8 protein-coding genes and 1 pseudogene are annotated in these 13,515 nt (G+C 62.0%); 5 read left to right on the top strand and 4 right to left on the bottom strand.

The window, feature by feature from the left end; translation table 11 throughout:
• Positions 1 to 123 precede the first annotated feature (123 nt).
• Positions 124 to 2,640: a penicillin-binding protein 1A gene (locus tag BX592_RS30300; RefSeq protein WP_134196982.1), complete on the bottom strand. Its 2,517-nt coding sequence runs from the start codon at positions 2,638 to 2,640 to the stop codon at positions 124 to 126.
• A gap of 577 nt (positions 2,641 to 3,217) precedes the next feature.
• On the opposite strand from BX592_RS30300, the gene BX592_RS30295 reads away from it, so the two are divergent.
• The 3 genes from BX592_RS30295 (at position 3,218) to BX592_RS30285 (ending at position 6,360) form a co-directional block, all read left to right on the top strand.
• Complete coding sequence (locus tag BX592_RS30295; RefSeq protein WP_134196981.1) at positions 3,218 to 3,802, top strand: plasmid mobilization protein; 585 nt, start codon at positions 3,218 to 3,220, stop codon at positions 3,800 to 3,802.
• 538 nt (positions 3,803 to 4,340) lie between these two features.
• Entirely contained in the window at positions 4,341 to 5,021 is a 681-nt protein-coding gene (locus BX592_RS30290; protein WP_134196980.1) for a PspA/IM30 family protein, read from the top strand.
• A gap of 133 nt (positions 5,022 to 5,154) precedes the next feature.
• Positions 5,155 to 6,360 carry a tetratricopeptide repeat protein gene (locus BX592_RS30285; RefSeq protein WP_134196979.1) on the top strand — a complete coding sequence of 402 codons (1,206 nt, stop codon included), beginning with the start codon at positions 5,155 to 5,157 and terminating at the stop codon, positions 6,358 to 6,360.
• A 121-nt stretch (positions 6,361 to 6,481) separates the two neighbouring features.
• Here BX592_RS30285 and BX592_RS30280 read toward each other — a convergent pair whose 3' ends face one another.
• On the bottom strand, positions 6,482 to 7,255 hold the full coding sequence (locus tag BX592_RS30280; protein WP_134196978.1) for a class I SAM-dependent methyltransferase: 774 nt from the start codon (positions 7,253 to 7,255) through the stop codon (positions 6,482 to 6,484).
• Positions 7,256 to 7,791: 536 nt separating this feature from the next.
• Between BX592_RS30280 and BX592_RS30275 the strand changes: the two genes are divergently transcribed.
• Together BX592_RS30275 and BX592_RS30270 are read left to right on the top strand one after the other, a co-directional pair.
• Positions 7,792 to 9,387, top strand: a complete 1,596-nt coding sequence (locus tag BX592_RS30275; protein WP_134196977.1) for a ShlB/FhaC/HecB family hemolysin secretion/activation protein — start codon at positions 7,792 to 7,794, stop codon at positions 9,385 to 9,387.
• Between the two features lie 56 nt (positions 9,388 to 9,443).
• Positions 9,444 to 11,990, top strand: a complete 2,547-nt coding sequence (locus BX592_RS30270) for a two-partner secretion domain-containing protein (RefSeq protein ID WP_134196976.1) — start codon at positions 9,444 to 9,446, stop codon at positions 11,988 to 11,990.
• 136 nt (positions 11,991 to 12,126) lie between these two features.
• On the opposite strand, the gene BX592_RS30265 is transcribed toward BX592_RS30270, so the two are convergent.
• Together BX592_RS30265 and BX592_RS30260 are read right to left on the bottom strand one after the other, a co-directional pair.
• A complete protein-coding gene (locus tag BX592_RS30265; RefSeq protein ID WP_134196975.1) occupies positions 12,127 to 12,426 on the bottom strand; it encodes a hypothetical protein in 300 nt (99 codons plus the stop codon).
• A gap of 732 nt (positions 12,427 to 13,158) precedes the next feature.
• A pseudogene (locus BX592_RS30260) lies at positions 13,159 to 13,419 on the bottom strand (transposase); the annotation flags it as partial.
• Positions 13,420 to 13,515 lie beyond the last annotated feature (96 nt).

Genomic DNA, 13,515 nt, shown 5'->3' with positions numbered 1-13,515 from the left:
CGGCAGTATCGACATCAGTTGTGCAGAACCAGCCGATGCGGCGCACCGCGAACACCAATAAAAAACGCGTTCGGGCATGATGCCGCGAACGCGTTCTTTTTTTCAGCTGTTATCAAGCGCGCATTATGGCTTGTTCGATTCGAACAGATCCATAATCTGCTTTTTCTCGGACGACGAAACGGTAGGCTGCGGTTGAACCTGCTGCTGCGGCGTCATCGATGCCGGGCCGACGCCACCCTGCACATCGCTTGCGGCCGCGAGCGGGTTCGCGCTGTCCATGCCGATGCTCGCGACAAAGCCGCTGCCAGGTTCCCTGTCCGCGTAGAACAGTTCGCCGTCGACGGACGCGACGCCCGCGGGCATCGGCGGTTCCGCCTGCGGCACGCCACGTAGCGCGCGACCCATGTAGTCCATCCAGATCGGCAGTGCGAGTTGCGCGCCGAATTCGCGGCTGCCGAGGCTCTTCGGCTGGTCATACCCCATCCACGCGACCGCTACCAGCGATTGCTGGTAGCCGGCGAACCAGCCGTCCTTTGCGTCGTTCGTCGTACCCGTCTTGCCCTGCAGGTCCGAGCGATGCAGCGCGTTCGACGCCGCGCCGGTACCGGCCGTCGCAACCGAATGCAGCAGGCTGTTCATGATGTACGCGTTACGCGGATCGATCGTGCGCGGCGCATCGCGGCCCGCGACCAGCGGCTGTGCGCGCGACAGCACGACACCGCGCGCGTCGGTCACTTCCGAGATCAGATACGGATTGACGCGGTAACCGCCATTCGCGAACACCGAATACGCACTTGCCGATTGCAGCGGCGTAACCAGCCCCGCGCCCAGCGCCATCGGCAGATACGGCGGCGTCTTGTCCGCGTCGAAACCGAAGCGCTGCGTCACATAATCCTGCGCGTACTTCGTGCCGATATACGACAGGATACGGATCGACACCAGGTTCTTCGACTTCTCGAGGCCGACGCGCATCGACATCGGACCGTCCGGCTGATCGTCGTCGTGCGGCTCCCACGGGTCGCCGCCCGGCGTGGACGGCGGGAAGTACAGCGGCGCGTCGTTGATGATCGTCGCCGGTCCAAGGCCCTTGTCCAGCGCCGCCGAATAGATGAACGGCTTGAAGCTCGAGCCCGGCTGCCGCCATGCCTGCGTCACGTGGTTGAACTTGTTCTTGTTGAAATCGAAGCCGCCGATCAACGCGCGAATCGCGCCGTCCTGCGGCGTCAGCGATACCAGCGCGCCTTCCACTTGCGGCAACTGCGTGATCTGCCAGTTGCCGTTCGCATCCGCGACGACGCGCACGATCGAGCCCGCACGAATGCGCTGCGCTTGCGAGGCGCGCGCCGACAACGCCGCCGCCACGAAACGCAGGCCATCGCCCTTCACGGTCGCGACCGTGCCATCCTGCATCTGCACGGACACTTCCTTCGGGCTTGCCGCGGTGACCACCGCCGACACGATTTCGCCGTTATCCGGATGCTCCGCCAGCGCGTCCTCGATCGCTTCCTCGCGCTCGTCGCCGCCGGCCGGCAGTTCGATAAAACCTTCCGGACCGCGGTAGCCGTGCCGCCGCTCGTAGTCCATCACGCCCTTGCGCACCGCGTTGTACGCGGCGTCCTGATCGGCCGAATCGATGGTCGTCACGACGTTCAGCCCGCGCGTATAGGCTTCGTCCTTGTATTGCGCGTACATCATCTGCCGGACCATTTCGGCGATGTATTCCGCGTGCACGCTGTATTCGTTGCCGGTCAGCTTCGCGTGAATGTCTTCCGTCAGCGCCTGGTTGTATTGATCCTGCGTGATGTAGCGCAGATCGAGCATGCGCTTCAGGATGTATTCCTGACGGATCTTCGCGCGTTTCGGGTTGACCACCGGGTTATACGCGGACGGCGCCTTCGGCAAGCCCGCGAGCATCGCGCATTCAGCGAGTGTCAGGTCTTTCAGATCCTTGCCGAAATACACGCGCGCGGCGGCCGCGAAACCATACGCGCGCTCGCCGAGGTAGATCTGATTCATGTACAACTCGAGAATCTGGTCTTTCGACAGTGCACGCTCGATCTTGTACGCAAGCAGCATTTCGTAGACCTTGCGCGTATACGTTTTCTCGCTCGACAGGAAGAAATTGCGCGCAACCTGCATCGTGATCGTGCTCGCACCCTGCGACGCACCGCCATGCGCGAGATCGGCAAAACCGGCGCGCAGGATACCGATGAAATCGACACCGCCGTGCTCGTAAAAGCGATAGTCTTCGATCGCGAGCACCGCTTTTTTCATTTGATCGGGGATGTCCTGAAAGTGCACGAGGCTGCGGCGCTCCTCGCCGAATTCGCCGATCAGCACGTGGTCCGCGGTATAGACGCGCAGCGGCACCTTCGGGCGGTAATCGGTCAGCACTTCGAGCGACGGCAACTGCGGACCCATCACGATCAGCGCATAGCCGATGATCAGCACGCCGACCACGCCAAGCGCGGCGATCAGCCCGAAGAACCACAACACGAGACGCGTCGCAAGCGACGCGCGGCGCGCGGGCGGTGCTTCGTCATAGCGGTGATACGGGTTATCGGACCTGTCCGGATCGCGGCCCCGGTCATCCGGATGGTCCGAAGAGTTCGAAGAAGGCGGTCGTTTGATGATAGGCATGAATGGTAATGTCGGCGCGTCGCTTCCCGCCGTCTATACGCGTGCTTTCGTACGCGAATGAATCGTGTCTGGGTGCACCGCTCGCCTGCAAGGCCCCCGGCCGACCTCAACACATGCATGAACGCACGCGATCGAGGCATGCAATGGCCGCATACAGCGGCGGCATACAGCGGTACACCATGCGCGCCCGAACCGCCCGAACGGCGTCTGGCGCAACGTAATAGCGCATTCTAAAGAAGTCCACCCGCATACTAGCGGATTTTTTTGTAAGAATTCCCTCACGATCAGGTACCGACGAGCAAAAAGAACGGAAAAACAGGCTGAAAACCCGAAGTGCCGCCCCAAAAATGCGCGTCGAAGCGGCAATCACACGCGGCCGTGCGGTTATCAACAGAACTTGTTGAAAGACCTGTGGACAATGCCCGTCTAAAACATACAAATCATTGATGTCACGGTAGATTCACCCTGCGCCCGGTTTCGCATCCGGACCAGTCGTTTTATGATGGACCGCATGCGCCATGCCGGCGCATACCCGCTCGGGACAACCCGCTGTTCCAACAATTACACGAGCCGCCTCATGAACAAGCCTAGCGAACGCATCGTCGTCTTTGTGTCGCCCGCTCAGAAGCGCGCGATTACCGCAACGGCCGAAGAACTCGGGATCAGCATCAGCGAACTGATGCGGCGCGCCGTGCTCAATTTCGGTGCGACCAGCGAACAGGTCAAAGCGGCGAGCATCGTCGACCGGCTGCGCGCGCCGCGCGAACCGGATGCGTTAAATGAAGCGTTATTGCGCGTCGCGCGTGCGACGAAGCGTCATCGCGAAGCGTTGCCGGCGGCGCTTGCGTCAGCCGATGCATCGGTCCAATGCGCGCACGAGGCCACCGTCGAGCCAGGTCGCGACAGTTCGGCGCGCGACGCAACCAGCGTGACGCAAGCGCCCGTCGCGGCGCTGCAGGCCTTATCCAATGCAGTCACCGCGGACGCGCTACCTGAACACGCGCAGGCAGCCGACGCGCAAGCGGCGGCCGATGCCGCGGCCCGCGTGGCGACCGCGAAAGCGGCGGCGCTGAAGGCAAAGGCAAAAAGCATGGCCGACGCAGCAGCACGCGACGATAGTCCTTTCATCGACCCTACCGAAGGCACGGGCCGGTTTGCGTGAACCGCAGCTGACGAACGTGTCGCGCACCGGAGGAGCAGGACGCGGCCCGTGCGCACGCGCGTCAGCGGTCCGAAAGCATCGCTCGCCGATGCGCGAACAATTTGGCGCAGCACATGCTATCGAACATGCAGCGTGGTTCGCGCGAACCATGATTTGCTGCGTCGTCTACGCACCGGATCCCCTTCTATATTCATCGCGACGCAGCCGCTGCGCGACGCTTCGATGAGCGACTCGTGCAGCACGCGAAAACGTTGTCGCTACACGGTTTGCGCGCGTTCGCCGCGTTAATGTTTAAGCCCTTTTTAAGAGACCCGGTGGTGTAATATCCGCGAGCTATCGAGCACGTTTGCGCATCGCGTCGAGCGTCGTAACCGCTTGTCGATGTAACCGATTGGCACAGCGCTCTTGCAATGCAGCGGTGCGCCCCGATGTTCGGTCGCGCCAGATGCGCAGTACGCAGCGCAGCGGCGTAAACTAGCAGGTACACGGGTCAGCGCGCCGGAAATTCAGCGCCGGTTTCAATCAACGGAGAACTTTCATGTCGCTTTTTGACAGCATCTCGCGGACACTCAAAGGTCTGCTGAACGACGCAGCCGATTCAGTGCAGGACCCGTCGCGTGATGCGCGCCAGATCGTGCGCGAACTCGACGAGAGCATCGCAAAGGCGGAGAACTCGCTGATCGAGATCCAGGCGCAAGTCGCCACGCAACAGAGCAAGCGCGACGTCGCTGCGGACAAGGCGAAGAAATACGAAGACGGCGCGAAGCGCGCGTTGCAAGGCGGAGACGAAGGCCTCGCGCGTGAAGCGCTGGCCGCGCAGGCGAACGCCGAGACCGAACGCGACGCATTGGCGCGGGAGCTAACCACGCTCGAGCCGTCGGTCGAACAACTGAAGCAGCAGATCGACGATATGCGTCAACGTCGCAACGATCTGTCCGCCCGTTCGAACATCCTGCAAGCGAAGCAGCAGATCGCGCAGGCGAAGGACACGGCGGCTACCGCGCTGGGCGGTATCGGCGGCAAGAACCTGTCCGAAGACTTCCAGAAGCTCGAAGACAAAGTCGCGTTGTCGAACGCGCGCTCCGATGCGCGGCTGAACTCGGCCGACGTGAAGAGCGGCAAGGCGCTGGACGACAAACTCGCCGAACTCAACCGCGGCCCGTCGGTCGACGATCGTCTCGCTGCATTGAAAAAGCAGTTGAACACGCCTGCCGAGTAGTTGCCGCAGTTACCGCAGTTACGATGGTCAAGATGGTCACGGCAGGCCACATGCACCGCGCGGCGATTTGCCGCCGCGCGGCGCGGCAACCCGATCGACATGGAGACGGGTGTCAAGACGCCCGGCTTGCATCATGAAGAAATCTTTCACCACTATTCTCGCCGCCGCGTTTGTTTCGCTGGCACTCGTATCGGGCAGTGCAATCGCCGCCGCGGTGCCGAGCGCGACGCAGGTCGAAACGGCGATTCAACAGCAGAACTGGCAGAAAGCCGGCAGCGAATTGCAGCAGGTCTTGCAAGCGCATCCGGACAACGCGCGTGCACATTATCTGTACGGACAGGTGCTCGATCAGCAAGGCCGCTATAACGAAGCACTGAATCAGATACAGCAGGCCAAAACGCTCGACCCTCAAGTGCGCTTCACCGATCCGGACCGCTTCGCGCAAACCGAGGCGCGCATTCGTAGCGATGCGGCACGCGCGGGCGCGACACAAAGCAACACCACGCACAATCCATTCGTACAGCAGTCGACCGGCGGGGATCAGCAATCGGCGTTTGCGTCGGAAGCGCCACAACATCATGGACCTTCTATGGGCATGTGGATCGGTATTGTGATCGTCATCGGCGCGATTGCGCTGGTGCTGCGCTGGACTTTGCGGCGTGCGCGTTCGCAAAGCGACACGAACGCGGATGAAGAACGTCGCGTGCAGCTGAAGCGCGCGACCGAACTGCTGAATAACGTGCGCTCGTTGAAGCTCGACGTGAAGCTGTCGACCGCACCGGGCCACGAGCAGCTTGAAAAGGAAGTCGAAGGTGCGGAAGCGCAGTTGCGCGAACTGGTCGAAGGCTTGTCGGATCGCAAGAATCCGGTACCGCCGTATCAGCTCGACGAACTCGAACGGCAGGTCGCGAGTTTGAAGGCACGCGCGGAAGGCCGCCCTGACCCGAATGCCGCCGCAGCACCGAACTATTCAAACGAGTCAACGTTTGCACGTGAGGCCGATGCGAATTTTGGCCGGCAGGTGCCGCCAGGGCAGCAAGCGCCCTACCCGTATCCGCCGCAGCAGCAGCCTCCGGTTGTCATTCAGCAAGGCGGCGGATTCGGTGGCGGCATGGGCGGTCTGCTGACGGGCGTATTGCTCGGCGAAGCGCTGAATTCGGGACGTGACCGCGTGATCGAACGCGACGTCATCGTCGACGACGATGAGCGGCGCCGCGGTGGTGGCGACAACTCGTCGGTCGATTTCGGTCAGGGGTCGAACGACTGGGACGACGGCAGTGGCGGCGGCGGCGATGTCGATATGGGTAGTGACGATTCAGGTGGCTGGAACGACACCTGAGCGGCGCAGCGGTTATCGTCCGTGCTGCTGATGCACGGGAAGCTATTGCGCCCCATCGATATTCGATGGGGCTTTTTTCATCCGCGAACCAATTGGCGAGACGGACTGGCGTTACGCAGTCTTACGCAGTCGCATGGCCGACGTACACGCGTGTCTGATACGTGAACTCGACCATGCCGTCGCACGCGGTGCGATCGAAAAGTTCGCGCAGCGCGGCCAGCATCGGCTCATGGTTCGGGTGCCCGGCCTTCGGCGCATACGACGACGACATCAGCCTTCCTTTGAGACCATCGAAATCCAGCAACTGGGCGTTCGGGAACGCGCCTTTATGCGCGAACCCATCGCCGAACCACGCGGCCATCGATGCGTCGTCGCCGTAACGTTCGGCGACCGCCTGATAGTCGGTACTGTAGTGTCGGAGCAGCGTTTCATAGCCGGACAGAAACGGCGAGCCTTCGAGCAATCGGCTATTCCACATCAGCGCGACGAGTCCGCGCGGCTTCAGGATGCGTGCGAATTCGCGGCGCGCGGTGACGGGGTCGAACCAGTGAAAGGCTTGCGCGGCAATCACGAGGTCGACACTGGCGCCGTCTAGCGTAGTCGCCTCCGCGGTGCCCGCGACGCTTGAAAACCGATCAAAAGACGCGAGCCACGCATCGGCTGATGCACGCATCGCATCGTTCGGCTCGACTGCCACGACCGGATGACCGGCATCGAGAAAGAGTTTCGCCGAGATGCCGGTGCCGGCGCCGATGTCCGCAACGCGTGCGCCCAGTTCGACGCCGCACGTATCGTGCAGGAACGCGACGACCTCGCGCGGATAGGTCGGGCGAAACTTCACATAGTCGCCCACACGGTCGGAAAAGCGCTGCGTGGAATTGGCGAAGGTCGGCATCGTTCGGGTCGGTTCATTGCGGGAATCCCACGTTACCCGAGTTCGTCGAACAATGCATGACGCGCTGCATTCACCCGCCACCCAGCAGGCGCAGCACTCCCCAGAGGAACTTGCACACCAGCACGATCAACTCCCATAGCCGGACCAGTTGATCCCAGCCCGATACTTCCATGCGCCCCCCGATGCGATTTCGCTACTCGCGCGCGCTGCATGAAACCGTCGCCCTATGACGAAGATCGATGCAGCGCGCAGTCCTTATCAACCGTGTCACCTGCGATACCCCAGACCAGATCTTTACAGAACCGCCGTTTGCACAAACAGAAGCGGCATTTGTCGTCACATTTCCCGTCACGTGATTGCGTTGCCCGTAAAGCGTACGTAAGGTGCGCCGTTTCGCCATTTTCCGACCTTGTGACGTGCGGTACTTTAGCAAGACCACATTTGCGACGGCGGCATATCTGTCGTTCACCGGCACTGCATCGTTCGCTCAGAGCGAGCCTGTTGTTGTGCCGCTGCCCGGTTCAGACGTGCAGCGCATGCAGCAACAGCAAATCGATGCGGCCACGAGTTCCGCGACGCTCGGCAACGCGCTGCGGCCTGGCGATCTCGCGCCCGCGGCGCCGGACCTTGCGCACCTGCCAGCCGAAGCGCGTTGCTTCGAAATTCGCAAGATTGTGCTCGACGGCAATCCGTTCGACTGGCTCGCGTCGTTGCTTGAGCCGATAGCCGATCAATGCGTCGGCCCGAACGGCCTGAAGGTCATCCAGGATGCCGCTGTCAACGCGCTGATCACGCGCGGTTATATCACTGCGCGGGTGCAGATTCCGCCGCAGTCGCTCACCGACGGCACACTCACGCTGCAAGTGGTCGCCGGACGTACCGGTGAAGCGCGCACCGACGGCGCAGCAGCCGGTTGGCTGCCCGCGGCACTGCCGACTCACGACGGCGCACTGCTCAACCAGCGCGACATCGACCAGGCGCTCGAAAACGTGCGTCGCCTGCCGTCGCAAGCCGACGCGAGCTTCGATATCGTGCCCGGCGCGCAACCCGGCGAGTCCGACATCGTGCTGCATCCCGGCACCGGAAGACGATGGCACGCGGCAATCGGCTACGACAACGCAGGACTCGATACGACTGGCAAAAACAGACTGTCAGGTACGTTCACGTTCGATTCGCCGTTGCATCTGTACGATCAGTTGCAGTTGTCCGGGATGGTGAACGCGAATGCGGGCGCACGCGATCAAGGGACCCACTTCGCGGCGCTTTCGTATAGCCTGCCGCTCGGCTACGCGATGCTCGGTGTCGACGCGAGCCGCTCGCATTATCTGCAAACCAGCGCGACCTGGTATGGCCCGATCGAATACTCCGGGGTCCAGACGAACGCGGGTATCAAACTGTCGGGTGTCGTCCAGCGTGACGCGCATTCGCGCACCGAACTGCGCGCGCGGCTTTTTCGCGCGATCAACCAGAACAACTTCGACGATATTCCGATCGAGGTGCAAGGTCGCGACATCTACGGCTATGAACTCGGCATTGCGCACCGCCACTACTTCGGCAACGTGCAGGTAGACGGCTCGGTCGGCTGGCGGGCATCGCTGCCCGGCATTTCACGCGACACCGGCTACGCGGTCAGCGACTCGCCATTCGATGGTCACACTGAGGTGGAGACCGCCAGCCTTTCGGTGCTTGCGCCGTTTCGCATCGGCAATCAGGCGTTCTCGTATCAGTTTGGCTGGTCGATGCAGAACGCTCGCACGCCGTTGTGGGCGCCGGACTATTTCATGATCGGCACACGCTACGCGGTGCGCGGTTTCGACCAGCAGTCGACACTCGCGGCTGAAAGCGGCTGGGCCTTATCGAACGAACTCGACTGGTACGTGCCGACGTCCGTCGGCGTGCAGGCGCTCTATACGGGCGTCGACGCCGGACGTGTGCGCGGACCGACCGCACCGTACCTGGCGGGTAACACGCTGGTCGGGATGGTGGCGGGCGTGAAAGGCACGCTCGCGCCGAAGAACGTGTTCGGCACGAGCGTCAACTATGACGTATCGCTCGGCTGGCCGCTCTACAAGCCGGCGGGCTTTCCAAACCGCTCGCCCACGATGCTGGTCCAGGTCAGCGCGCTGATCTAGTCCGGCCTTCCCTTCCGGCAATCAACCGTGACGCATTACTACAAGGATGAAAAACCATGAGTCAGCAAGCTAATCATCACGATCACGCGCGGACGGAGCAAACGCCGCTGTGGTTCGCCGCGCGCGCAAGCGCGTTTGCCGCGTTATGCGCATTCGGCATGCAGCCGCTTGTCGCGAGCGCGCAGGCCGCGTTGCCGATCGCGCCGATGGCCGGTGCCGGTCCTACTGTCGGCACGTCCGCGGCGGGTGTGCCGGTCGTCAATATCGTCGCGCCGAATGCGCGGGGCGTATCGAACAACCGGTTCGATCAGTTCAACGTCGGCACGGCGGGCGTGATCGTCAACAACAGCGTACAAGGCGCGCAAACGCAGATCGGTGGCGCGGTGCAAGGCAACGCGATGCTCGGCAAGCAAGGCGCGAATCTCGTGCTGTTTCAGGTGACGTCGGGCGCGCCGTCGCAACTGCTTGGCAAGACTGAAATCGCGGGTCAGGGTGCGAACTTCGTGCTGGCGAACCCGGCCGGCATTTCGTGTTCCGGCTGCGGCTTTCTGAACGCGCCGCGCGTGACACTCGCGACCGGCACGCCGAACTTCAACGCGGACGGTTCGCTTGCGGGCTTCGACGTTACGCAGGGCCGCATTTCGGTGAACGGCGCAGGCTTGTCCGCATCGAATAGCGCGGTTGATCTGATTGCACGAGCGATGACGATCAACGGCCAGGTGCAAGGTCGGTCGATCGATGCGATCGCCGGTGCGAACCGTGTCGACTATGCAACCAGCAGTGTCACGCGTGCGCTACAGAGCACGGACGAGAAGCCGGCCGTCGCGATCGACGTGCAGGCGCTTGGCAGCATGTATGGCAATGGCGCGGTGCGACTGATCGGTACCGAAGCGGGTGTTGGCGTGCGTGATAACGGCAGGATCACGTCGTTGACCGGCAATATCAATGTCTCGGCGAACGGCGATGTGACGATCGGCGCGCCGGCGACGATGCAGGCCGGCGGCGATCTGTCCGTGCGCGGCGCGAATATCGCGAATCAGGGCGCGCTTGATGCACAAGGCGTTAGCCTGTTTGCGGATAACACGCTGACGAATAGCGGCAAGATCGATTCGACGAATTTCAGCGCCGTCGGCGTGCAGGCGCTGACCAATCGCGGAACCGTGTCAGGCAGTGAAGGCGGCACGATGGGCGGCAATCACATCGCACTCGATGGCGGTACGGTGAAAAGCGGTGGCCTGCTCAACGTGAGCGGTGGGGATGTGTCGAACCGCAATGGCACGCTGAGCTCGAATGGCGCGATGAACGTGGCTGTCGACAACTTCGATAACACGAATGGCGTGCTGTCCGCAGGCGCCGATTCGACAATCCGTGCGAATCGTGTCTTGACGAACGCGAACGGTACGATCGTCGCGAACGGTAGTCTGATGGTCGCGGGTGACTCGCTCGACAATGCAGGCGGCAAGATCGATGCGGGCAACGGCATGCTGAACGTGCAACTCGCCGACGGGCTGTCCAATGCAGCGGGTCTCGTGAAAGCAAACCTGGTCGCGATCGACGCGCAGCATGTCGATAACACCAAAGGTGCGATCGCGGCAGATTCGAGCGCCACGGTCAACGCGTATGGCGATGTGAAGAACGCCGGCGGCTCGATCGTCGCGGGAGGCGGGCTGAGCGTGACCGGTCAACTGGACAACACGGACGGCACGCTACAAACGGACCGCGGCTCGTTGACCGCTTATGCGCCTGCGATCGTTAATACGCGCGGCCGCATCGTGTCCGGCGGCAATGTTGATATCAACGTGGCCGATCTTGATACGAGTGGCGGCGAGATTTCCGCGGTCGGGAATGGCAGGGTGACCGCGTGGAATGCGGTTCGCAATGTTGGCGGCACGATCAACGCAGGCCAGACGCTAGAAATCAACGCGGCGTCGCTCGACAACCGTGCGGGCGGCGCGATTAACGCGGACCACGGCCGGGTGATGGCCACTGTCTCCGGTGCGCTGGAAAACAGCGGCGGACGGATCTCGTCCGGCGATCTGGTCGCGCTGACGACCGGTACGCTTGATAACGACAACGGCGTGATCAGTGCGTCGAACAACGTTGCAATCAATACGCGTGGCCCGCTGTCGAATCGTGACGGTTCGATCACTGCGGGCAAGTCGGTGGGCGGATTTGCCGGTTCGATCGACAATACCGGCGGCACGATCTACGGGCCGGAAGGTGCGACGATCGTGACGGCCGATGCACCGACGCCGAGCGGCCCGCAACCGCAGCCTGATGTGCAACCGCAGCCTCAGCCGAATCCGGACTGGAACCCGAGCGCCGGTCTTCCCGATGGGTACGTCGCGCTGCCGGATGGTCGATTGGTGTCGAAGAGCGAATACGCGCAGTGGAAAGACTTCGCGCAGCAACAGTCGCCGTCCGACGATCGCTACGTGACGCTGCCGGACGGGCGCCTCGTTGAAAAGAGCGAGGTCGGCATTCAGCCGACGCCGGTCGACTACTCGAATCGCGAAGCGCAACCCGCCCGGCTGATGAATAGCGGTGTCGCAACGCCACAGCCGTATGGCGTGAATGCATACACGGTGATGAACGGTGTGTGACGGCGGCGTGACGTAAGCGTTATTGCATGGCCTAACGGTAGCGTGACGTAATACGTCCGTGGGCACGCTGCCAAGGGCGCATCGCGTTTTCGACTGCGATGCGCCCTTCTGCATATCGGGCAATGAGCGCGATTGATTAGTGCATCGTGGGGGCGCTCAGTGCATCGGCGAATTGCGCTTCCGGGTTGTCCCACTCGTGGGGTGGGCATGCGCAGAAATATTCGATGCATTGTCTATCGAGTGCGGCTTCTGATTCAGCGTGCGTCGCGAGTTGTTCGACGGTTTCGAGCATCGCGACTCGATCGATCAGCGACACGCCTGAGCGCCGGATAGCACGCGCGAGCGCGGCAATTTTCGCGGCTTCGTCGCTGAATCGCTCGGCGTTTTGCATCGCCGTCGCGCTCACACGGTTGAGCAGGATCCAGACGTCTTGCAAGCTGATCGTGCATCAGAGATTGAAGCGCTTCGAGCGTGATGGGTTGGGACATGGTGCACCTCCATTGGAGCAAGGCCCGAAGCGCCCGTTTGGGGAGGGTGAGCGGGCACGATGACAGGGTTAGCAGACCGAGTACGCTCCCAAAACCCGGCGAGCCTTACGGCTCCCCTGTCACGGCCCGCCCATGAAGAGCAGACGCCGAGACGAACGCACAGCCTGCCGAGGCCGGCGTACGTGGGATGCGTCGAAGTCAGGCTGCTAAACCCGGCCGTCGCTGTTTCGACGGCTCGGTGAGTATAGGAGCGTGTTTTCTGAGAGTTCAACCGAACTGGTTAAAACCGCGCGGGGGCAAGATTCAGCAGGATGACGTAAGACAGACGCCTGAACGGCCGCAAGCGCAAGCAGAAGGTGATATGCCGGACCGAGACGCGCGCACAGCGCGGAGCGGGATGGATGAGTCCTTTGTCACTCGCGCGGGAGGTGCGACGAGTCGGATGGTCCGCGCACCCATGACGCGGCTGTGCGGGGTACCCGCTTAGGACCCGAGCGGCTTTCTTTTGCCTACTTTTCTTTGCCGCTGCAAAGAAAAGTAGGTGCTGCCCCGCACAGGCGCGACGTGTGCGCCGCGAGGCGCTATCGCGGATGCCGGCGACGGCGGTTGCAAACCGAAGATGAAGAACAAGGATGCGGAGGTATCAGGAATTTTGTGTGTCGAGGTCGGTTTAAAAAATCTCAGCTCATGGCGTTCGTGAACCGCTCGCCGAACAGAATGGCGAACTGATTGACTGCCTGCCGCCAGGTAATAGGCGGCATCTTCCAGTCCTTTTCAATGTTGCGCAAGGCCAGATAAAGCAGCTTGCTGGCCGCTTCATCGCTCGGGAAGTGACCACGGTTCTTGACGATCTTGCGCAACTGCATGTGCATGCTTTCGATCGCGTTGGTCGTGTAGATGATTTTGCGTACTTCAGGCGGATAGGCAAAGAACGGGATGACCGGACCTATCCGTGATTTCGTGGGCGAGGCATATCATGAGCGATAAAAATCATGGATATGCCAATGAAGAAGAAACGCACGGTGGCGTCTCAGGCA

It is taken from the genome of Paraburkholderia rhizosphaerae (genome assembly GCF_004366595.1).
GTDB classification, from domain to species: domain Bacteria; phylum Pseudomonadota; class Gammaproteobacteria; order Burkholderiales; family Burkholderiaceae; genus Paraburkholderia; species Paraburkholderia rhizosphaerae.
This window is presented reverse-complemented; position numbering and strand designations above follow the sequence as displayed.

Coding starts and splice junctions, on each gene's coding strand:
- BX592_RS30300 (WP_134196982.1), bottom strand. CDS start 2,640: ATGCCTATCATCAAACGACCGCCTTCTTCGAACTCTTCGGACCATCCG.
- BX592_RS30275 (WP_134196977.1), top strand. CDS start 7,792: ATGCAGCAACAGCAAATCGATGCGGCCACGAGTTCCGCGACGCTCGGC.
- BX592_RS30270 (WP_134196976.1), top strand. CDS start 9,444: ATGAGTCAGCAAGCTAATCATCACGATCACGCGCGGACGGAGCAAACG.
- BX592_RS30290 (WP_134196980.1), top strand. CDS start 4,341: ATGTCGCTTTTTGACAGCATCTCGCGGACACTCAAAGGTCTGCTGAAC.
- BX592_RS30285 (WP_134196979.1), top strand. CDS start 5,155: ATGAAGAAATCTTTCACCACTATTCTCGCCGCCGCGTTTGTTTCGCTG.
- BX592_RS30280 (WP_134196978.1), bottom strand. CDS start 7,255: ATGCCGACCTTCGCCAATTCCACGCAGCGCTTTTCCGACCGTGTGGGC.
- BX592_RS30295 (WP_134196981.1), top strand. CDS start 3,218: ATGAACAAGCCTAGCGAACGCATCGTCGTCTTTGTGTCGCCCGCTCAG.